The sequence below is a fragment of the Actinotignum timonense genome (assembly GCF_900155575.1).
GTDB classification, from domain to species: domain Bacteria; phylum Actinomycetota; class Actinomycetes; order Actinomycetales; family Actinomycetaceae; genus Actinotignum; species Actinotignum timonense.
On the sequence record NZ_LT706966.1, the window covers coordinates 1,938,913 to 1,960,722 of the forward strand.

Sequence of the window (21,810 nt, forward strand, 5' to 3'; positions counted from 1 at the left end):
AGTTACCGCCGCAGGTCCTTGTTCTGAATGGCAGTGATGAGTGAATCTTGCCACCACGCAATAATTACGTAGAGCACGCCGATCATGTCGTCGGTGGTATCGATTTGGGGGCGCTCGGATTCCATAATGTCGAGCGCGCGGGAGGTCACGGCCTCGGATTCCGCCGCGGTGGTGATATCGCGGCGGGTGCCGAGCACGATCCGAATATCATTCGCGCCGGCCAGCCAGCTACCGGCATCTTCATTACTCACCCATACAGCCTCGCTCGCCAGGGAGGTATAGAAAACCAGCAGGTTGCGGATTTTTGTGTGGCAGACGGCGGATTCGGTAAGGGCGCGCAATTCGTCAGCGAGCTCGGGTTCCTCGGACATATCCGGCAGGAGCCGGGCGAGGGCGGTATCCATATCGCAGGCAGGGGTGTAGCAGCGGGTGGTTTCCAGGTCGGCTAATTCGCGTTCGTAGGAGGCGAGCACATCGCTGGATTCTTCCACGCCGCGTGCGCTGTTACCGCGGGAGCCAGGCGTACCATTGCCGCGGGCGCCAGGTGCGTGCGCGGCGCCGGGCCCGGTTACATCCGCGCTGCTTTCTTGCATTTCTTCGTCCAGGTTGTAGCCGAGCAGAGTTGCGACGTCGCGCGCAAGTCCGGCAAAAAGTTGCCGTTCGGTCGCGTCAACGCTGGCACGGTAGCCGCCGCGGGCGGGGCGGAAGGGCAGCATATTATCTCCCACCTTCCGGTTCTTCTTCGATGGTGGCGAGCAGTCCGTAGGTGTGCATGGCCCGGGCGTCTGTTTCCATCTGCTCGCGCGGTCCGGTTGATACGACGGCGCGCCCGCGGGTATGGACCTCTAACATGAGGGTGAGGGCGCGGTCGGCCGAATGGCCAAAGTAGGATTGGAACACCCACTGCACATAGCTCATGAGGTTGATCGGATCATCGTGCACAACGGTGCGCCAGGCGCGGGCCGGGCCGGTGACCGCTTCGAAAAGCGTGAGGCTTTCGGTGCGGCTCGCCGGGCTGCTGGCCCCTAAATCTTCAGGAGATGTGTGCGCGCTCATATCTCCATCCTAGTGCCAAGCTCTTATCGGCGCGGCGAATCATCCCCGGGCAGCGCTTATCGGCGCGGCCCATCATCCTCCGCCAGCTTCTGCCGGCGCGGCCTATCATCCCCGGCCAGCTCAGGTGGGCGCGGGTAGACTCAGGCATATGAGTGTTTCAACTGCTTTGCTCACTGATATGTACGAGCTGACCATGGTGGATGCGGCCATGCAGTCGGGAAAGGCCCAACGGCGGGCCGTTTTTGAGATTTTTGCGCGCCGGCTCCCGGGCGGGCGCCGCTACGGGGTGGTGGCCGGCACGGGCCGCCTGCTCGACGCCCTGAAGAATTTCCGCTTCGGGGAAGAAGAAATTGAGTACCTGCGCGCCAATAAGATCGTTTCTGATTCCACCCTGGAGTGGCTGCGCACCTTCCGCTTCTCCGGCGATATTTGGGGTTACGCGGAAGGTGAAATGTACTTCCCCGGTTCCCCTATTCTCACCGCGGTGGGCACCTTCGCGGAGTGCTGCGTGCTGGAAACCCTCGCGCTTTCTATTTTCAACTATGACTCGGCGGTGGCCACGGCTGCCTCGCGTATGACGATTGCCGCGCACGGGCGGCCCTGCGTGGACTTCGGGGCGCGCCGCACCCACGAACGCAGCGCGGTTTCCGCGGCCCGCGCGGCCTATATCGCCGGTTTTGTGGGCACCTCGGATCTGGAGGCCGGGCGCCAGTACGGGATTCCGGTTTCGGGCACCTCGGCGCATTCTTTCACTCTGGTCCACGATTCGGAGCGCGAAGCTTTCGATACTCAGATCGCAGCCATGGGCACCGGCACCACGCTGCTGGTGGATACCTACAATATCGCGCAGGGCGTGGAGAATGCGGTGGCGGCCGGGCGCGCGGCCGGCGGTGAGATCGGTGCGGTGCGTATTGATTCGGGTGATTTGATCGCCACCGCCTTCAAGGTACGTGAACAGCTGGATCGCCTGGGTGCCACCTCCACGAAGATCACCGTCACTTCGGATCTTGATGAGTACGCGATCGCCTCCCTCAATTCCGCCCCGGTGGACGGCTACGGGGTGGGCACCCGCCTGGTCACCGGCTCGGGGGTTCCCACCGCGCAAATGGTCTACAAGCTAGTCCAGCGCGAAGGTGCGGACGGCCGGCCCGAGGAGGTCGCCAAGGCTTCGGAGAATAAGGCTTCGGTGGGCGGGCTCAAGGTTGCCGGGCGCTTGGAGAGCGGCGGGCACGCCACCGAGGAACTGGTGGTGAGCGCCTCGAGTTTCGCCGAGGGCCTGGCCTACCTGGAGAAACAGGGCGCCCGCCCGCTCCAGGTCCATCTGGTAGAGGCCGGCACCATCGACGAACGTTACTGCGGCACGGAAGTCCTCTCCGCCGCCCGCCTGCGCCACGACACCTCGCGCGACGCCCTCCCCTACGACGGCTGGCGCCTCTCCGCCGGGGAACCCGCGATCCCCACCCGCATGGTGGATATTTTCCCTGGCGACGACGCCGCGGCTTAATTCCCGCTCGCCTTCCTGCTCGCTGCGGCGCTGGTTCGAAGCGGCCAGAGCGCTTAGCGCTGGCCTACGAACCAGCGCCGCAGTGTTTTCACGCGCGCTTCGATCTGGTCGGCGCTCGCCCGGGCGACTTCCGGGCCGCCGCAGGCGCGGCGCAACTCCGTGTGGATAAGGGCGTGCGGGTCCCCGGTTTTCTTCGCCCAGGCCGCCACCAGCTGGGTGAGTTCCTTGCGGGCGGTACGCCGGCGGGTGAGCTCATCGGCGCCCGGGGCCGGGCGCTGGGAGCGGGCCTTTTTTGCCTGTTCGGCCTGGTGGGCGCGCAGCAGCGTGGTCACTTCTTCGGGTTCGAGCAGCCCGGGAATCCCTAGGAAATCTGCTTCTTCTTCCGAACCGACGGCCGCCCCGAGCCCGAATTCACCGCCGTCGAAAAGAGCCCTATCGAAAAGCGCCCCCGATTCCAGGGCTTCGTAACCCGGGCCCTCCAGTTCCTCACTGGCCTTTTCTTCCCGGTTGGCGGCCTCCAGCAGGTCATCATCCCAGCCGGCCACCTCCGCCTGTTTCGAAATGGCGTGGTCGCGTTCTTTTTCCATCTGTGCGGCCAGCTCCAGGAGCACCGGCACCGAAGGCAGGAACACCGTGGCGGTTTCCCCGCGCCGCCGGGCCCGCACGAAACGCCCGATCGCCTGCGCGAAATAGAGCGGGGTCGAAGCCGAGGTGGCATACACGCCCACGGCCAGGCGCGGCACGTCCACCCCTTCGGATACCATCCGCACCGCCACCATCCACCGCGAATCAGAATCCGCGAAGGTGGCGATTTTTTCGTTCGCGCCGGCATCGTCGGAGAGCACCACGGTAGGTGCTTCCCCGGTGATCTCGGTGAGGATCTGCGCGTACGCGCGGGCATCCTTCTGGTTGGAGGCGATCACCAGCCCACCCGAATCGGGTAGCGAGCGGCGCACCACCGTGAGGCGTTCGTTCGCGGCGGACAGCACCTCCGGGATCCACTCCCCACCCGGATTGAGGGCGGTACGCCAAGCCTGCGCCGTCATATCTTTGGTGAGTGGCTCGCCTAAGGTCGCGGCCACCACGTCACCCTGCTTGGTTTGCCAGCGCACCTGCCCCGAATAGGACAGGAAAATAACCGGCCGAACCACCCCGTCGCGCAGCGCCTGGGCGTAACCGTAGGTGTAATCGGCTTTGGAGCGCAAGTTCCCATAGCCATCCGGTTCGTAGGTCACAAAAGGAATGGGCGAGGTATCCGAACGGAAAGGCGTGCCGGTGAGGGCCAGGCGGCGGGTGGCCGGAGTGAAGGCTTCGCGAATGCCATCCCCCCAGGAGAGAGCATCCCCGCCGTGGTGAATCTCGTCCAGGATCACGAAGGTGGGCCGGGCGCTGGTGCGTTCGCGATGCAGGGCCGGGTTAGCGGCCACCTGGGCATAGGTCACGCACACCCCGTTGAAGAAGGAGCCTTCGGTGCGCTGGGCGTTGGTGAAATCGGCGTCCAGCTGAATACCCACGCGCGCCGCGGCCTGCGCCCACTGTGTTTTCAGGTGTTCGGTGGGGCAGACCACCGTGATGGTGCGGGCCTCGTGGCGCGCGAGCATTTCGACGGCGACGCGCAGCGCGAAGGTGGTTTTACCCGCCCCGGGGGTAGCTACCGCGAGGAAATCCCGGGGCATGCGCTCCAGGTAGAGGCGCAGCGCTTCGGCCTGCCAGGAGCGCAGGCTCGAGGTGGTTCCCCAGGCCGCGCGGGCCGGGAAAGCCGGAGGGAGATTCGAAGCGGCGGAAACGGAAGGGGTATGCGGGGTAGAAGCGGGAATCGAGCGGTGCAGACTCACTTGCCACTTCCCGGCACGTCCGGCCCGAAGGGCCATCCGGAGCCTTGGTTGCCCATCTGTTTACGGATTTCCTTGCAGGTGGGGCACACCGGATAGCGATCCGGGTTGCGCGAAGGAATCCAAATCTTCCCGCACAGCGCCACCACCGGCTGGCCGTACACGGCGGAAGCCATAAGGCGGTCCTTGCGCACGTAGTGGGAGAAACGCTCCTCATCACCGTGAGAAAGGCGTTCTTCGGTGCGTTCCAGCACCCCGACGGATTGCTGAGATTCCGTGGCCGGGCCGGCCGGGGCCGATGGCGCGCCCGGAGTTCCTAAAGGATCGGGAAGGGAAGTACTCATGGGCTCTATTGTACGGCCCGCGCCGGCCCGGGGAAGCCGCACCGGGGCGCCTCACGTGGAAAGCGAAAGTACCCGGAGCCCGGCAGCGCCGTCGTACCTCAACACGCCCCTACACAAGAATCGCCTCCCCGGCAAAACCGAGGAGGCGATACTCACAAGCAACTCAGGCTACTTGTTGGACACAGCCTTCTTGAGGTTGGATCCAGCCGAGATCTTCACGCCGAAACCGGCGGGAATCTCGATTTCTTCACCGGTGCGGGGGTTGCGGCCCTTGCGGGCGGCGCGCTCGGTGCGCTCCACGGAGAGCAGGCCGGTGATCTTCACGGCTTCGCCCTTGGAAAGCGAATCGACGAGCACTTCCTGGAGCGCGGCGATCACCTTATCGGCATCGGACTTGGACAGGCCGGAACGGTCGGCGATAGCTGCGATGAGCTCTGTGCGGTTAACGGACATGAAAATACCTCTCGATATCTGTTCAGGTACATGGCTCATAAGAACCACTAAGCAAAAATGTAGCGGAAACTGGCGCCAAAGTGAGAATTTTCTGCGAAATCGCCGCGTGTCGGTTAAGACATACATCACAACTCCCTCCAATTTGCACAGTTGTCACAGGATTTGCGCACCCGAACCGCACCCGTTGGCCGGCACGAATGCCTGGCTTAAGGGCATAATGAGAAAGGTTCAGGAAGCCCCCGGGCCGGTCAGCGCCGCGAAAGTGAGCACGCGGGCCGGGGTGTCGTCGTCGAAGAAAGGTTCCCCGGTGTCGCGACTTGTCGCCTTCATCCGCTCCCACCCCCGCCCCTTCAAAATCGCTTTCTACGTGCTGGTGATCGCCGGCGTGGCGGCCGTGGCTCACAGCCAGCTCAAGGAGCTGAGCGGTGAACAGATGGCGAAAGTGCTCAGCTCGACACCTCCGATTATCCTCGTGGAGCTGGTGGCCCTCGGTTTTCTGGCTTTTACCGCCACCGGTATTTATGACATCTTCGCCTCCCGGCATTTCGGGGTGGAGATCCCGGTGGGAACCGCCGCGAAAATCGGGTGGATCGCCCAGGCTTTTAATAATTTTGCGGGGCTGGGCGGGCTGACCGGCGGGGCGATTCGCTCGCGCTACTACAAGCGGGCCGGGGCCTCCACCAAAGCCGCCGTGGATGCGAGCGTTGCGGTATGGGCCGCGAACCTGCTCGGGCTGTTCGCCATGCTGCTAGCCACCCTGCCTTTCGCCTTCCGCTACGACGGGCGTTTCCTGGTGGTACCCGTGGTGGCCTGCCTGTATATCCCGGTGTATTTCCTGGCTGGCAAAGTGCATTTCTGGAAGATTGACTTGCGCACCACCGCGATCGGCACCCAGAATTTCCGGCAGAAACTCCAGATGCTTTTTGCTTCCGTTGCGGATTGGCTGGCCGCGGCGGTGTTCTTCTGGATTTGCGTGCGCACGTTCCTGGGTGAGGTTTCTTTCGTGCAGGCCGTGTTTGTGTACGCCACCGCCACCCTGGTGGGCCTGCTCAGCTTCATTCCGGCCGGCCTGGGAACCTTCGATCTCACCGTTATTGTGTTCTTCCAGCACCTCGGTTTTGATTCTTCGACCCTGGTGCTCGCGATTATCGTCTACCGCGTCACCTACTACGCGCTGCCGTGGCTGGCGGCCACCGTGTACTGGCTGGCCGAATACGCCTACCCGCGCCTGGGCCTGGAGGATCGCGAGAAACGCGAACGCTGGCTCATTAACGCGCTTTCCACCGGCGTGGTGATTCTGGGGATTTTCTCCATCGTCAATGCTTTCGCGCCCTCGTTTTACGCGCGGGTGGCGCTGCTGCATGTCTTCCTCCCCCACGAAATGATTCGCTCCTCGCGTATTGTTTCGCTGCTGGTGGGGATTATGCTGCTTATTTTGGCGCGCGGGGTGCGCCAGCGGGTGAGCCGCATTTTCCCGATTATTTTGATTCTGTTGGGCGTGGCGGCGGTGGCCTCGGTGGCGCGCGGCCTGGATACCGGCGCAATTATCGTCATTATTCTTTTCGCGATTTTGCTCTACCTGGCGCGCGGGGCTTTCAACCGCGACCCGCTCCCCTTCGAATGGCGTTCTTTCGCGTTTTCCGCGGTCATCGCGGTGGGGATCCCCCTCGGAATTTTCGCCTGGCGCTGGATCCACGGCGCCCCGCAGGCGCACGTATACCCCACCGCCCACGCGCTGCTCACCGGTGTGAGCATGATCTGCTTCGTTTCCCTCATTTCCCTCGCGCTGCTTTTCTCGCGTTCACGCGCCCCGCATTTTGAGCTGCCCCCCCCGGATGACGTGCATCGTTTCGAAACGTTCATGAGCGAGCACAATGCCGGTAATGCCTTCACGCATCTTTTCTATCTGGGCGATAAGCAGGTCTTTTATTCTTCGAACGGGCGCGCGGCGCTGCTCTACCGCCCCTACCGTTCCTCCATGCTGGTGCTCGGCGATCCCTTTGGGGACGAGGCCTCCTTCGAGGAGCTCTTCGAGGAGTTCGTGACCTACGCCGATGAACACGGCTGTTCGGTGGCGATTTACGAGATCGCGGATATTTACCTGGGGGCCTGCGCGAATATCGGTTTCTCCTTCGTGAAAATCGGGGAGGACGCCACCGTGGACCTGGCCACCTACTCCAATGTGGGCAATAAGGGCAAGGTGTTCCGGCGCATGCGCAACCGCATGGGCGAAAAAGGCACGCATTTCGAAGTGCATTTCCCGCCTTACACTCCCGAATTCATCGGGGAGCTGCGCGAAGTTTCGGATGCCTGGCTGGGCAAACGTTCCGAAATGGGCTTCTCCCTCGGTTTCTTCGACGCCTCCTATATTGGTCGCACCCCGGTGCTGCTGGTGCGTGGGGAGGAACGTATCGAAGGATTCGCGAGCCTCATGCCGATGGCGCCGGGGGTTGCGTCCGTGGACCTCATGCGCATTCGCCCCGACGCGCCGGGCGGCACCATGGACGGCATTTTCGTTTCGCTGATCGAATGGGCGAAAGAAAACGGCTACACCCATGTGAACCTGGGGATGGCGCCCATGTCCAATACGGGCACCACGCGTTTTTCGCGGGCGCGCGAAAAGGTGGTGCGCGTGATCTACGACTTCGGCGACCGCCTCTACAATTTCAAGGGCCTGCGTTCCTACAAGGAAAAGTTCAAGCCGCGCTGGCAGTCCCGCTATCTTGCGTATACAGGAACGACGGCGCTCACCCCCACCATCCTGGGACTCCTCGACGTGATTCAGCATCCGGACCGCAGCCGCGGGGCGATTCCGCTGCAATGGAGCCTGCCCGCGCCCTGCTCTAGTGAGGGCGACGACGCCGCAGCTGCCGTTCCGGCAGCTGATACTCAGGCCGCGCGTAATATGGCTACCGTGGGCAATGGCGCTGGCGGGCGCGATGCGGCTTCTACGAATGCTGGTGCTGCCACGAAGCACGGAAAGAAAGGTGCGTGATGGCGAAGCGACCCTCGATGCGTAATCCCGAAACGCCGATGGACGAATTTGGCATGGTGGTGCTGCGCCGAGCTACGCAGAACGTCCGCAGTAGGCTGGTGGCTGATCCGGAGCGGCACAAGTCCGAGCTCGCGGCGGCTGAGCGGCGCGATGCGGATGATCAGGTGCGTGAGCTTTTCCCAGATGCCCGGATTTGGTACCTGGAGGCTCGGCCGAGCCACTACCGGTTGAAGGCAGCTGGCTTCTTTGTGCTGAGTGTCCTGGATTTGGATGTGTATCGCGGCTGGTTGGATGGCCCGCATCCTCGTGCTTTCTACCTGGTGGAGCAGGGCCGGCTCCAGCTGCTGGTGCGGGTCAATGATTTTTACCTTGACGCGATTGCGCTTCCCTCCCCGCCCGCGCCGGTAAGCAAGCGGCGTTTCACTATTGGCCGGGATGAGTTTCTGCGCGTTGAAGAGGAACTGGCTTAGCTGAACGGGAGGGGTACTGAGTAGTATCCCTCCCGTTTGCTGTGCCACAAGCGTTATGCTTCCGAACTCGCGGCGTTGTTCTTGGCGCGGCGGCGTTCTTTCCACGTCATGCGCCCGAGCACCCCGATGGTGCCCAGCACAGCCACGCCGTAAGCAATGGCAAACCATGGGAAGCGCGGCAGATCCGAGGGCTTATTCGCGGCTTTCACGTCTGCCACCGGGGTGGGAATAATGCGCTCTCCCGTGACCAGGATGCGATGGGAGTTGATGCCGAGCGGGGTGCAGGTCACCAGGGTGACGAGGTCTTTTCCTTCTTCTACCCGCAGGGTATCGGTATCTTCCGGGGCCACCACTTTGGTATCACGGACGCGATAGGTGAGTACGTCACCGAACACTTCGATGGTGAAGGTGTCCCCTACGTTGACCTTATTGAGGTCGGTGAACATGCGCGCGTTGGCCAGGCCGCGGTGCGCGGTGATAACGGCGCGGGTACTCGGCCCGCCTACCGGCAGCGAGGTGCCTTCCAGGTGGCCGGCCGCGCGGTTGAGGACCTCATCTGAGGTGCCGTGGTAGACGGGTAAATCAACGTCGATATTGGGAATGCGGAGCCGGGCCATGAGGCCTTCGGAGTCCGCAGCAAGAATCTTTTCGTAGGGCCAGATGCCGTCCGCGGCGGTGGTGTCGCCGGTGCCGGTGGCTTTGCGTTCGTTTGCTTCCAGAATCGCGCCGGCGTTGAATGCTTCGTTATAGGCGTGCGCGGCGGCAAGCTGGGTTTCTTTATCAGGCTGGGCGGTGGCGATTTGATCGGAGTACGCGCCGGTGATTTTGGATTGCTCGTATTGAGAGAGCCAGGCGGCGGCGTGCGGATACACCAGCAAGGTGAGGCCGAGGATAACAAGGAGCCCGATGAGGTAGGGCAGCAGCAGGTTTTTCTTCATGAGATACAGACCCGGGTGGGGAGGTACCAGATGGCACCTCCCCACCCGTTCGGTAGGCCGCGTATGTTACGCGGTCAGTTCTGTGCTTAGGCGTTCACCGCGCGGTTGCGGCGAACCTGAGCGACGGTCAAGCCACCCGCAGCACCCAGCAGCGCGAGGCCACCCAGGGTGAGCATGAGCTGGCCAGCAGCACCGGTCAGCGGCAGGTTCGGGCCGTCATGCTTGGTGTTGTCGATGGTCAGGGCAACCTCAGTTGCCTTGCCCTTGTTCACCGTAACTTCCTTGACTTCCGTGTTGATTACGTAGCCGGCGGGAGCCTTGGTTTCCTTAAGGTAGAACTTCTTGCTGTCCTCGGTGCCGAGCACCAAGCCAACGAAGCGAACCTGACCGTCCTCACCAGAAACGGCCTTGGCAATCGGATCAGTGCCCGCGGTCGCGGCTTCCTTCGTCGCGAACACTGCGAATTCGGCGTCCTTCAGAGGCTTCTGATCATCCTTATCGCGCTTGAGAACGAGGAGCTCACCAAGCTTGACCTTGCGGTCAGAGGTCGTGGTGGTGACACCAGGCTGGTAATCGTTGACAATCGGACCGAAGGAGTTGGGGATTTCACCGTTCTGCGGAACACCGGTGATCTGAGTGGAAAGGACAACCTTGAATTCCTGACCAGCAGCCACCTTAGCGAGGCGAGCCGGGGTCAGCTTGATGGTCACCTTCTGGCTCACAGCGGTATCGGTTTCACCCTTATCGGCAGGCTCCACGGTCACGGTGTAGTCGGCGTCCTGGGTAAGTGCTTCACCACCAAGAGTCACCACGGCGTTCTTGTACTTGAGGTGAGCGTCGAGCTGATCTTCCATGCCGACGTTGGTGTAAGTTTCGTTCACGCCGAGGGCGGGAACAGCGTACTTAATCTCCCAGTCAACGTTGTCGCCAACCTTCTGGGCCGATTCATCCTTCAGGGTCTTGGTGCCATCATCGGACACGGTATTCTTCGGGTAAGCATGAACGTCGTAGAGCCACTTAGCGGTCTGACCTTCCTTGGAGGGGAAGGGGATGGAGACGAAGAAGGGCTGGGCCTTCTTGATCACCTTGTGGGTACCGGTATCGCCTTCACGAACCAGGTACACGCCAGCAGCGAGGTCACCGAAAGTGGCAGTGCCACCAGCAGCGGTGACCTGCTTTGTTTCGTTAGCGTCGAGAGTAACGTCCTGGCCATTGTAGGTAACCTTCTTCGCAGCTTCGTCGTACTGAAGCTGGGAGATCTTTCCCCATTCGTCGGGGTTGGTCAGGTCAATACCGCTAACCTTCTGGAGAATGAACTCAACGCCGTCCATAGCCTTCGCGGTATCGGGAGCGGTCAGCGGACGACCGTTATTCGCCTGGTTCCAGGCCGGATTCTCGTACTTGTGAACCACAATCGAGCCCTTGCGGGTGAGATCGGGGTTACCGAGATTGTCGTTCTGCGGGGCAGCGTGGGCCCCGGGTGCGAGCACCAGACCGGCCGCGCCGAGGAGGGCGGTGATCAGGGCGGCGAGCACCGCGCGGATAGATTTCTTCAGCTGCATGGTAGTCCTCTCCGTGATTGCAGCACATATTGCTTCAATTAGTTGTGTGGTTATATTTGCCCCAAGGGCGGCGGTAGATACGCGGTGTTACCCGCGCAGATAGTTCTCAGTGGTTGAGCCTTTATTCCACGCTCACCCCCGGTTTCGCCGTCTGATCATCACGATGCTCACCAGGAGCACAGCTCCCCCGAGCACCGCGAAACCTGCCGTGCGGAACGCGCTATCACTCCACCCACCGGTGAGTGGAAGCGGCGGTGCCTCACGAAGCTTGTTGTAAATCGCGCCGAGATTCAGTTCCACGGGCTCGTTGCGGTCATTCGTGACCGTTGTGGCGCTCACCTCCACGGTTTTCACCTCGGTGGACTTCACGTAGCCCAGTGGCGCGGTCTTTTCTTCTAGGGTGTAGGTACCCCAGGGCACGTTCTCCAGGCGGAATTTGCCCGGGCGCGGATCCTGATCCTGCCACAGCTTGGTTACCGGGCACGCCTGCGCGGTCTCCCCCACGCAATCGGTCACCTCGAAGGGACGCCTATGCTGATCGCGTATCGTCCAGACGGATCCCTTGAGGTACTTCTCTGACCCGGTTTCCTTCTTCTCCCAGACGATGGTGCCACGCACACGATCATTCTTAATAATGACCGGGGGATTCTGCTGCTTGGTCGTCACAACCTGCGGTGCGCCAGCAGGCCGGTAACCGCGCGGGGCAGAAACTTCATCCACCACGTAGCGCCGGCCAATGAGCACATTATCCCACCTGGCTCGGCCGTATTGATCCGTGGTGCGCTCGCCCTGGCGCGGCTCGCCAGCATCGCAGCGTCCGTTCCCGTTGGTATCCTCGCACAGGTCGAAAACGGCACCGGGCAGCGGATCACTATAATCCGCATCTTGCTTCTGGATGGTCAGCGAAGTTACCTTCGGGCTATTCAATACCGAGCACGTGAGATTTCCACTCACGGCAGGCGAGGTCACTTCCCCGAGGAAAGCACCGCCTTCCTCGCGTTGCCCGCGCACCTGAACATTCCGCCCCAGCTTGTCCGTGCAGCTCCACACTTTGTTGTAGTCACTGAGCGACGACGCCGAACCGCCGGCCATCTGCTCCTTGAGCACATACACGCGATCCCGGCCACGCAGCATCTTGCGCGTCGGCGTTTGGGGACCATCGGCTTGGCCCGTCGTCGTAACGGATTCGGAATACGGGGCGCCTCCCAGCGGATTCGTACCCGGGTTCTTCTCCGCCACGGTCACTGTGAACTGGTCGCGCTCATTCAGGCGCTTGGTGATGTTCTTCTCCGCGCTAATGGTAGGAAGATCCGCGCAGCCTTCCAAATCGACGATGAACTGATCAGCCCACTGGCCGTTGTACATATCGTTAGCGGCCGGGTCAGGCGTCTTGAAGACGGGCTTGCCGCCGTTCTTCACTTCGCCGGAAATGATATCGACTTCGTAGATCGCACTGCGCGCAAAGCCGCCGCGCCCATTATTAGCACCCGGGTTCTGCCCGGTATAGCGCCCAGAGATATAGAACGAACCGTTGGAGCCCGCAGCGAGCCCGCCGGGCTCAAACATCATGATATTCATGTGGAAAGAGCGAATGAGCTGGGCCGGCAGCTCCGGGAAATTCTTATTGCGGATTGTATTGAGATTGATTTGCGGATTGCGGGCATTATTCGCGGTCGCGAACTGACCCTGCGCAATGGCCCGGTTGTAGGCAGCCTGGAAATCTGCGGCATCGATACGATCAATGCGCATCTGGGTCAAGCCGGAAAAATCGCGACCCTGGTTATTGAGGCGCCCCTCCGCGGAACCCGCCAGTAGATAAAGATTACCGTCCTTATCGAAAATCATGTCGGAGAAAACCGCGGAGGACAGACTGCTGGAGCTCAGGTAACCAAGAGTCACCAGGCGCTTGGTAGCCGGGTCGAACACCATGAGCTTGCGCTTCGACTTGTAATTGGGGCCAGCATTTGCGGTGTCACCGATGAGGACGTACTTACCGTCCGGCGACATCGTTCCACCCTTGATCGGCATTTGCGGATTGATGATCTGGTAACGCTCGAGGCTTTGGTAGCCCTTGTCCCCGGTATTGCTGATGCGCCCGTGGCTAATCCACGTATTCGGGTTTGTTCCCGGCTGGGTAGAACCCTGGAACTCGGCATGCCACATGGAACCGTCCGCAGCGATGGCCAGGGCATCGTAGCCGAGATTGCGGCCCGCGCCGGTATCCTTCTTCCATTCCACGCGGCCCACCGGTTCGGAACCCAGCTGGCCGTTGGGCTGGAAAGTAATCCGGTTGATTTCGCCTTTACCGGAGCCCATCGAGTAGAAACCACGGCCGGTGCACTGCTCCATGCGGCTCGGGGCCACATTGCGCGGCGCGAAGCGGCTCGGCGGCGCGGCGAGCGGGCTGGCCGAGCCATCCCGCGGGGTGCCTTCCGGCTGTTCCAGGATTCCAAGCTGTTCGCGCCAGCTCTTCTGCGCCCGGTCCAGCGGAGTGGTGGTATCGGTTGCGCCCGCGGCATTCGGATCGGTATCCGGTGCCGGGGTGGTTTCTTGGTTGCCTTCTGTTGCGCCTGCGCTGCCTTCTTCGGTCGCGTTTTCTTCGGTGGCGCCTGTTTCAGTGGAGGCCGACGGCGCAGCCGGGCTGGCGAGATTAGGCTGTGCAGGATCCGCGGCGGCGGTGCCGGGTTCCGTAGCTTCCGAGGTGGGCTGATCGCTGGCATCTTGAGCGGTGGCGATACCAGGGGTGGGATGAGGCGCCGGGGTACCCGAAAATGGGAGACCCGTGGCATGGCTGGTCATGAGTGCGGCCACGATCGTTGCAACCGTTGCCGGTATCGCCCGAAAATTCACGCTCATCCTGTCCATTACACGAAGAATTGATCACCGGAAGTGGTTGATCAGCCCGCCATATAACTAATAGTTATCAATCGCCTTAACAAGCTACGGGAGGAACTACCTACTGTCCAGTAAGGTGAAACGTGATTCATCTCCGCCAAAGTTCCCAGACGGCTCCCAGCCTGAAAATTTTTTGCAAATCTTTACACTTGGAAAATTGGCGTACTATGGCGCTAAAAATCCCCGAAAATGGCACCCCCCCCCCCGCATTTTTTCGCATCAACGTAGCATGGCGACTTCTAGGACCCTTGACCTACATCGTTGATTTGAAATGAATTTTCACCGATTAGTAAAGAACTTTATGTTATGAGCACCACACGAAAATTGACAAAAAGTACGCGACGTGTCCATGGTTGTCTAGCGACAAATTCGCGGCGGTATGTGGTGCCCATCCGTGAGAACCGGTCGCGAAATAATTGAATACAGCCTCATACCAGGTCTACGATCAAGTTATGTCACGCAAAGATCCCCAGCTTCTTACCGGCCTCCTCACCGGCATGGGAGCCCTGCACTTCATCGCTCCCGAGCCCTTCGATTCCATCATCCCGCCCCAACTTCCCGGGGAGGCGCGTGCCTATACGCTGGCCTCCGGTGTGGCGGAATTGGTGACGGCCGGGCTTATTGCGCACCACCGCACCCGCAAGCTCGGCGGCGCGGCGGCCATCGCGCTGTTCCTCGCCGTTTTCCCGGCGAATATCAACATGGCCTACCAGTGGCGGAAGAAGCCCTGGCCGCTCAAGGCGGTTGCTTATGGCCGGCTCCCCCTCCAGGCTGTGCTTATTAAGCAAGGCTGGAATGTTATGAAGGTGGCGGATGCGGAAAAGCCAGATGCGGAAGCTGGCGCTCAGGCGGATGCCGCGGCGGCAAATCATTAAAGAAACGGTGATGGCGCGAGCGGCTGTAGGCCGGTGAGCTGCGGCGTCGTACCTACCTGCGCGGACGCGAGCTGTGCGAAAATTGTTGCACTACTGTAAACAACGTGGCGGCCGTTCCTGGTAGGGGAAACGGCCGCCACATTTGTTGAGATGGTGCGGATGCACGGGATGCCGGGGGGCGCTGAGGCGGGCCCGGCTCGATAGCGGGCCGGGCTTAGCGCCATCTAGCCGGGCTTAGCGCTCCACTTCCCCGCGGATGAAGGCTTCCACCGCGGCGCGGGCCTCTTCATCGGGGCGCTGCTGCGCCGGCGACTTCATGAAATAGGCGCTGGCGGACAGCAGCGGGCCACCGATGCCGCGGTCGAGGGCGATCTTGGCGGCGCGGATTGCGTCGATGACCACCCCGGCTGAATTCGGGGAATCCCAGACCTCAAGCTTGTATTCCAGCTTGACCGGAATATCGCCGAAATTGCGGCCTTCCAGGCGCACGAAGGCGAATTTGCGGTCCTCGAGCCAGGGCACCCAATCGGAGGGGCCCACGTGGATATCGTGCGGGTCGAGCTGCTGGGTGATATTGCTGGTGACCGCCTGGGTTTTGGAGATTTTCTTCGACTCCAGGCGCGAGCGCTGCAACATGTTCTTGAAGTCCATATTGCCGCCCACGTTGAGCTGGTAGGTGTGGTCGAGGGAAATCCCGCGCTCCTCGAAGAGGCGGGCGAGCACCCGGTGGGTAATGGTGGCGCCGATTTGGCTCTTAATATCATCGCCCACAATCGGCACACCCGCGTCCGTGAACTTCTGGGCCCACTCCGGGTTGGAGGCAATGAAGACCGGCATGCAATTAATCATGGCGACGCCGGCATCGAGGGCGGCCTGCGCGTAGAACTTCGCGGCTTCTTCGGAGCCGACCGGGAGGTACGAGACCAGCACATCGGCCCGCGCTTCCTTGAGCGCAGCCACCACATCAACGGGCTCGGCATCGGATTCGGTAATGGTGGCGCGGTAGTACTCCCCCAGGCCATCGAGCGTGGGGCCGCGCAGCACCTCCACCCCGGTAGGTGCCACATCGCAGATTTTAATTGTGTTATTTTCACTGGCGTTAATCGCGGTGGCCAGGTCGGTGCCGACTTTCTTGGCATCGACGTCGAAGGCCGCCACGAACTCGATATCGCGGATATGGTAATCGCCAAATACCACGTGCATAAGGCCCGGGACCGTTTCGCTTTCAGATGCGCCGTGGTAGTAAGTGACGCCCTGCACCAGCGAGGACGCACAATTACCTACTCCCACAATGGCAACGCGAATCGACATACGGTTACTCCTTTGTAGTTATTGATGAAACGTGATTGTTTTTTCAGTCATCGGTGCGGCGGGCGCCGCGGTGAGCGAGACTGAACGGGGCACCTGTGCCCCCATCACCAAGCCACTATGGCACTTAAATGTACATTTGTGAAGAGACCTTGCGGGTGTATGGGAGTGGGGCGCGCGCGGGAGGTTGCGTAGGTGCGCGTGGGGGCGCGCGGGAGTGCGCGGGGATTCGCGGGTGTATGGGAGTGGGGCGGCGACTTATTGGCGTCGCCGCCCCACGATGAGTCACATTAATGCGTTGAGTACGCGGTGCTTAGCTGCGCCGTCGTACCACCATCACTCCTCCCGCTGCCAGGCACGCGAGGCCCGCCAGCGTTACGGCCGGGCCGGCCATGGACGTTCCCGTTTTCACGAGCCGCTCGCGCGGCGTGGGCGTGGTTGTGGGAGTAGGAGTTTGCGAGGGAACCGGCGGCGTGGTTGCCGGCGGCGTTGTGGCCGGCGGCGTCGGCGGCGTTGTGGCCGGCGGCGTCGGCGGCTGGGTTGCCGGCACGGTCGGCGTGGGTGTTGGTGGTGCTGGAGGCGTCGTCACCGGGGGCGTAGGCGTCGGCGTTTCCGTGGGAGTTGGGGTTGGCGTATCCGAGGGAGTCGGGGTAGGCTCCGGAGTTTCCGAACACGAGGGCGTCGGTTCCGGAGTCTCGGATTCCGTGGGCGTCGGAGTGGGCTCCGGGGTCTCCGACTCCGTAGGCGTGGGAGTCGGGGTCGGAGGCGGCGGCACGATTGAGTTCGTCACCACGAAGCCATCCGTCATATTGCCCGTCACGGCCGACTTATACCCTTCAACGGCAACTTCCGCGATCTCGTAATTGATGAGATAGCCATCCGCGCATTTATCCACTTCAGCGAAGGTGGCCGTCCAACCTTCCGCTTCACCAACAGTCTTACGGGCGACTTCCTTGCCATCACCGAGCAGAACGAAAGTGATGTTCTCCGGGCGGGTCTGCTTGGCATTATCGTTATCCTGCCAGGCCTTCGTTGCCGAAACATCGGTGGCCAGGGTATTCGTGAACTTGAGGGTGCCATCCGGATTCATGCCCACATCACTGCGGTACCCGGGCGTGGGAATTTCGGTGATATTGTAATCAACTTCGTTGTCCGTCCAGGTGCCCGCAAGCTCGTACTTGGGGACGCTGAAGGTGAAATTCCAGTCATCAACGGTTGAGGGGTAATTGATAACCTCGAATTCACCCTTATACGCCTCGTAACGCGGATTGATCCAAGTCTGTTCACTACGATCCTGGTAGACCTTGAAGACCGCGTACTTGATCGTTTCCTTCGGCGCGTCCGTTAGTAGATTACCCTCGGCATCGCGCGTGAACTGCGTGCCCCACAGCTCCAGGGTGATGAAATCCGGGTGTTCCTTGGCCGGGCACTCTACCCGCGCGGCCGGACTATCGGCCGGTTGAGCCTGCGAGTAAGCACCCCCCCCCCCGCAAGCAAAGCCAGCACAAGTGCGCCGGCCATCGCGCCAATTTTGCGTATACGCATCATGTCCTCCCTCCATCGGCTCAGCCATACCGGGGCGCGAGACATCATCATCGCCGCATTCCGGCCGCGAAAAGGCGTGTTTTCTTGTTTTCGCGCGGCTGCTTGTTTCATTTTTACGTAGTTCCAACATAGTTATTCAAGGAACTAAGTCCCAGGCTTGTGGAACGACGGCGCAGCCACCTCCCCTACCAGCGCATATACAGCGAAAACACGGGAAAATTGGTTATGTGAGACTTACACTTTCCGAAGATCGACCCACTTACCCTTCATTGTTAACTGCTATGCCGAATACGGCAAAGGTGAATAAATAGTTATTTGTCCCTGCTTCGGTTTCCTGGTTTTCACTTACATAGGATATCGAGGGGCTTGAATTGTTAAGCCACACAAGGAAATACTGCGCCTTAAAGGTTTGGCGGTTTCGGGAAATCTAGAGTTTACCTACGGTGACTATCGTGAAACTTTCTGTGCCCTGGCAGAAACCAACGGTAGCTGCCGAGAAATCGGACGCCGCTAGGTGCAGCATGTCACCAATGCCACGCTCCCGTATTATCCCGCCGGTGCCCGTGGTTCCACCATTGGCTTTGTCTCACCTCATAGACAGTCTTCGTCGATAGAAATTACCACCCCACCTGCGCGGGGATGAGTATTTCACGAACTCTAGGGACTGCCGCTCAATGGAATTACCTCCACTCGCGCGGAGAACAATTGCCGGCGAACGTTGAGTGGAGGGCTACGCCCGCCCTGCGGGTATCAGAAACAGGGTTTCGGGGTGGTTTGGGAGGACTTGGGGGGTGCCGGCTGGTACCGACGCCCGCCGAAGGCGGCGTTGAGTGATGGTACCGGTAGGGGCATTCGGGCGCCGGACGAGATTTCCTGTTCGGTGAGGACGTGCAGTTTTAGTTGCGCTGGGGGTGCATTTCCTTGCGCTAGGCGTGCAATTCGTATTGCGCTAGGCGTGCAGTTTTAACTTGCGCTTGACAATTACCCCCATGCGCGCGGGGAACAGCATCGCAGTGAACGCAGGGGAGCTTGCTTGGCGGAAATACCCCCATGCGCGCGGGGAACAGGGCCGGAATATTCTATTCGCAAGACATTCCGGGGAAATACCCCCATGCGCGCGGGGAACAGGAGATCGCGAATGCGCCGGGCGGTTTGCGTATGGAAATACCCCCATGCGCGCGGGGAACAGACTCCCAGCCTCACCCACCGGCGGCGCTGGGGGGAAATACCCCCATGCGCGCGGGGAACAGCGATTCACTTTCACGCGGCCACCCGCCGATGCGGAAATACCCCCATGCGCGCGGGGAACAGCGATGCTGGAGCGAAACACACGACTTACTGAGCGGAAATACCCCCATGCGCGCGGGGAACAGCGGTTGCCGTTGATGGTCACGAAGCCTTCCGAGGAAATACCCCCATGCGCGCGGGGAACAGACCGGTCGCATAGGATGTAATTCGGGATAGGGGGAAATACCCCCATGCGCGCGGGGAACAGACCGGTCGCATAGGATGTAATTCGGGATAGGGGGAAATACCCCCATGCGCGCGGGGAACAGTTCCACCAGGCCGGCCGCGGATTCTTTCACGCGGAAATACCCCCACGCGCGCGGGGAACAGGGTCCACGAAAACCCGATACGCAGTCGCATGCGGAAATACCCCCATGCGCGCGGGGAACAGCGTGACTTACTGGCCCCGTCACTGCGCTACGTTAGAAATACCCCCATGCGCGCGGGGAACAGCAGCAAGCCTCGTTACATTGATCCTCGTATTTGGAAATACCCCCATGCGCGCGGGGAACAGGCCTCGCGGTCAGCGACGAGCCGCGTCCGGTTGGAAATACCCCCATGCGCGCGGGGAACAGTTACGTGTAGACATTATTTCTCCTTTCTCAGGGGAAATACCCCCATGCGCGCGGGGAACAGGCGACGCCAACGGCCAGCTCACCACCTCGAGCGGAAATACCCCCATGCGCGCGGGGAACAGGCGACGCCAACGGCCAGCTCACCACCTCGAGCGGAAATACCCCCATGCGCGCGGGGAACAGCCGCGTAATTAATGCGCGTGCGTTGCATGCAGGGAAATACCCCCATGCGCGCGGGGAACAGGTGAGCGTGCCCGCCACGTGGAGCGGCTGCACGGAAATACCCCCATGCGCGCGGGGAACAGTGCAGTCAATTATTCCAAAGCTGAGAGTTGCTATGAAATACCCCCATGCGCGCGGGGAACAGTTCCCTACTGCCTAACAAGAGCGCGCGCACCAGGAAATACCCCCATGCGCGCGGGGAACAGCGATTCACTTTCACGCGGCGACCCGCCGATGCGGAAATACCCCCATGCGCGCGGGGAACAGAGTACGCGAAGACGCAGGGGACCTGGATTCAGGGAAATACCCCCATGCGCGCGGGGAACAGTTGCCGTGCGCGCAAAGTAGCGGCCCGTAGGCAGAAATACCCCCATGCGCGCGGGGAACAGGTGTGAAACATTATGTATACCTTTCGTTAGTCGGAAATACCCCCATGCGCGCGGGGAACAGCCCTTGAGAGCTGAGGAGAGCGCGTTCACGGCGGAAATACCCCCATGCGCGCGGGGAACAGACTGCCTGACCTGGTCGTTTATCGGCGGCGGACCCGGAAATAACAGTGGAACAGAGTTCCAGATTCGTGGCTCTGTCCGGGATATGAGAATGCACCGGATATTGCAACCATGTCAGCTCCCACCTCTCAAATTTATCTCAATCCCTCCTTCATGTCTTCACAAGATACTGGCATGTCACCTCCATCCTACCCAGACGCATCCTCCGCACCCGTCCCGATAAGCAGCATGCCGTCCAGATCAAGGACTGGGCGACTGCCGGTTCCCGTGCTGCGCAGAGCGAAGCCTTGCTCACGGGCGGCGTCGTTATAAATAAGAGTGAGGCTGCCGGTACCCGCGGCGGATACGGCGCGTTCCCACAAATTGTCCCGCACTCGCGCGGAAACAACTCCCACGTACAATCCGGTGGTCACCTCGGAAAGAAATCTGCTCAAGTATCCACGCAGGTGATCCGGGATAGCGACCGCATTAACAACAACGAACATCCCGCTCTCCTATCCGTACTGGATATGGCCGGAAACTTCGACGTTATTTCCGGAGATAAGCCGGTCGTCGTCGCGTGCGGGCAGGAAAGGCTGGAGGATGTCCATGATGGTGGCGAGCATATCGGGAAGGACCTGGTGGTCCACGATAGCTCTCCGCACGGCTTTGCGGACCGCCGTCATGGGGTCTTCTTCACGCGCCGCCGCGAAAACTAGGGGAATCGTTACGCTTGGTTTGTACAGATCCGCGAGGTCAAATAGTAAGGAACGCGCATCACCGCGGTGAATAATCCCCAGCGCCGGGTTGATTCCCAGCGCCGCACACACGGAAGCTGCGCACCCGTAGAGGATTGAGTTCGCTAAGTTGAGGCCGGCATTGACCGGATCGTCCGAGGAAGTATCTCGCGTGAAGCGACCGGTCCCGTATTTCATGGCCATGGTGCGGTAGGTATTGCGCATGAACTGCCCCTCCAGCCCTCGCATCGTCGCGATAGAACTACCAGGCGCATTCTCCACACCGAGCTGCTTTTTGTAGAGCACGAGCGCAGCTTCGCGCTGCCGGGCTTCGTTACTCACCAACCGAGCTTGCGCAATGGCCCACCGCGCACTCGAGGTCAGCGGCGTGGCGTGGGTATAGAGCGGTACTCCGCCCCCACCGGTGATAAGAACGGTGGTTCCGGCACGGGCACAGGAAGTGAGCGCCGCGCTCGAAATCGAGGTGCCGGGCCCCAAAGTAAGCACTGCTAACCCGGCGACGGGGAGTTGGATTGCCCGGGCGCGGGTTCCTTCCAAGGACCCGCTCTTTCCTTCCCGGCCGGCATCGTAGGCCACCACGCCCGTGCGTGATTGGCGAATTTGCGCGTATTCGAGATAGAGGAAAGAAACCCGGTCCTCGAGGCGCACCTGCTCGCTCGCCTTGATAGTGCGGAAGGCCAGAGCCTCATCTGAGTAAGCCATG

16 protein-coding genes and 1 CRISPR repeat array are annotated in these 21,810 nt (G+C 61.1%); of the genes, 4 read left to right on the forward strand and 12 right to left on the reverse strand.

Annotation, left to right across the window (positions count from 1 at the left end; all coding sequences use genetic code 11):
- Positions 1–2: 2 nt before the first annotated feature.
- Both CZ322_RS08275 and clpS read right to left on the reverse strand, forming a co-directional pair.
- Entirely contained in the window at positions 3–728 is a 726-nt protein-coding gene (locus tag CZ322_RS08275) for a DUF2017 family protein (protein WP_087070909.1), read from the reverse strand.
- Positions 718–1,056 (reverse strand): ATP-dependent Clp protease adapter ClpS, encoded by a 339-nt coding sequence (gene clpS, locus CZ322_RS08280; RefSeq protein WP_087070910.1) that lies wholly within the window; start codon positions 1,054–1,056, stop codon positions 718–720. Before clpS ends, CZ322_RS08275 begins: the two co-directional genes overlap by 11 nt.
- Before the next feature lie 148 nt (positions 1,057–1,204).
- Between clpS and CZ322_RS08285 the strand changes: the two genes are divergently transcribed.
- The gene (locus tag CZ322_RS08285; RefSeq protein ID WP_026429492.1) at positions 1,205–2,560 is read left to right on the forward strand and encodes a nicotinate phosphoribosyltransferase; all 1,356 of its coding nucleotides are present in this window, start codon (positions 1,205–1,207) and stop codon (positions 2,558–2,560) included.
- A 53-nt stretch (positions 2,561–2,613) separates the two neighbouring features.
- On the opposite strand, the gene CZ322_RS08290 is transcribed toward CZ322_RS08285, so the two are convergent.
- From CZ322_RS08290 to CZ322_RS08300, 3 genes are all read right to left on the reverse strand, one after another.
- Positions 2,614–4,431, reverse strand: a complete 1,818-nt coding sequence (locus tag CZ322_RS08290; protein WP_234984511.1) for a DEAD/DEAH box helicase — start codon at positions 4,429–4,431, stop codon at positions 2,614–2,616.
- Complete coding sequence (locus CZ322_RS08295) at positions 4,392–4,736, reverse strand: DUF3039 domain-containing protein (RefSeq protein WP_026429494.1); 345 nt, start codon at positions 4,734–4,736, stop codon at positions 4,392–4,394. The genes CZ322_RS08290 and CZ322_RS08295 overlap by 40 nt, the downstream gene beginning before the upstream one ends.
- Positions 4,737–4,904: 168 nt before the next feature.
- Positions 4,905–5,189 (reverse strand): HU family DNA-binding protein, encoded by a 285-nt coding sequence (locus CZ322_RS08300; protein ID WP_087070911.1) that lies wholly within the window; start codon positions 5,187–5,189, stop codon positions 4,905–4,907.
- A gap of 217 nt (positions 5,190–5,406) precedes the next feature.
- On the opposite strand from CZ322_RS08300, the gene mprF reads away from it, so the two are divergent.
- Together mprF and CZ322_RS08310 are read left to right on the forward strand one after the other, a co-directional pair.
- Positions 5,407–8,184, forward strand: coding sequence for a bifunctional lysylphosphatidylglycerol flippase/synthetase MprF (mprF, locus tag CZ322_RS08305; protein WP_234984512.1), 2,778 nt, complete (start codon positions 5,407–5,409; stop codon positions 8,182–8,184).
- A complete protein-coding gene (locus tag CZ322_RS08310) occupies positions 8,184–8,654 on the forward strand; it encodes a hypothetical protein (RefSeq protein WP_087070912.1) in 471 nt (156 codons plus the stop codon). The genes mprF and CZ322_RS08310 overlap by 1 nt, the downstream gene beginning before the upstream one ends.
- Positions 8,655–8,707: 53 nt before the next feature.
- On the opposite strand, the gene CZ322_RS08315 is transcribed toward CZ322_RS08310, so the two are convergent.
- The 3 genes from CZ322_RS08315 to CZ322_RS08325 all read right to left on the reverse strand — a co-directional run bounded on the left by CZ322_RS08315 (position 8,708) and on the right by CZ322_RS08325 (position 14,010).
- Positions 8,708–9,592 (reverse strand): class C sortase, encoded by an 885-nt coding sequence (locus CZ322_RS08315; RefSeq protein ID WP_087070913.1) that lies wholly within the window; start codon positions 9,590–9,592, stop codon positions 8,708–8,710.
- Between the two features lie 86 nt (positions 9,593–9,678).
- On the reverse strand, positions 9,679–11,154 hold the full coding sequence (locus CZ322_RS08320; RefSeq protein ID WP_087070914.1) for a SpaH/EbpB family LPXTG-anchored major pilin: 1,476 nt from the start codon (positions 11,152–11,154) through the stop codon (positions 9,679–9,681).
- Positions 11,155–11,286: 132 nt separating this feature from the next.
- Entirely contained in the window at positions 11,287–14,010 is a 2,724-nt protein-coding gene (locus CZ322_RS08325; protein WP_143231888.1) for an MSCRAMM family protein, read from the reverse strand.
- A gap of 491 nt (positions 14,011–14,501) precedes the next feature.
- Between CZ322_RS08325 and CZ322_RS08330 the strand changes: the two genes are divergently transcribed.
- Positions 14,502–14,924: a DoxX family protein gene (locus CZ322_RS08330; protein WP_087070916.1), complete on the forward strand. Its 423-nt coding sequence runs from the start codon at positions 14,502–14,504 to the stop codon at positions 14,922–14,924.
- A gap of 234 nt (positions 14,925–15,158) precedes the next feature.
- On the opposite strand, the gene CZ322_RS08335 is transcribed toward CZ322_RS08330, so the two are convergent.
- From CZ322_RS08335 to cas1e, 4 genes are all read right to left on the reverse strand, one after another.
- Positions 15,159–16,235 carry an inositol-3-phosphate synthase gene (locus CZ322_RS08335; RefSeq protein WP_087070917.1) on the reverse strand — a complete coding sequence of 359 codons (1,077 nt, stop codon included), beginning with the start codon at positions 16,233–16,235 and terminating at the stop codon, positions 15,159–15,161.
- A 310-nt stretch (positions 16,236–16,545) separates the two neighbouring features.
- On the reverse strand, positions 16,546–17,793 hold the full coding sequence (locus tag CZ322_RS10025; RefSeq protein WP_200807186.1) for a Cna B-type domain-containing protein: 1,248 nt from the start codon (positions 17,791–17,793) through the stop codon (positions 16,546–16,548).
- Between the two features lie 961 nt (positions 17,794–18,754).
- Positions 18,755–20,372: a CRISPR direct-repeat array (repeat unit 29 nt; unit sequence GGAAATACCCCCATGCGCGCGGGGAACAG).
- 186 nt (positions 20,373–20,558) lie between these two features.
- Positions 20,559–20,855: a type I-E CRISPR-associated endoribonuclease Cas2e gene (gene cas2e / locus CZ322_RS08345; RefSeq protein ID WP_087070919.1), complete on the reverse strand. Its 297-nt coding sequence runs from the start codon at positions 20,853–20,855 to the stop codon at positions 20,559–20,561.
- Between the two features lie 9 nt (positions 20,856–20,864).
- Complete coding sequence (gene cas1e, locus CZ322_RS08350; RefSeq protein ID WP_087070920.1) at positions 20,865–21,809, reverse strand: type I-E CRISPR-associated endonuclease Cas1e; 945 nt, start codon at positions 21,807–21,809, stop codon at positions 20,865–20,867.
- Position 21,810 lies beyond the last annotated feature (1 nt).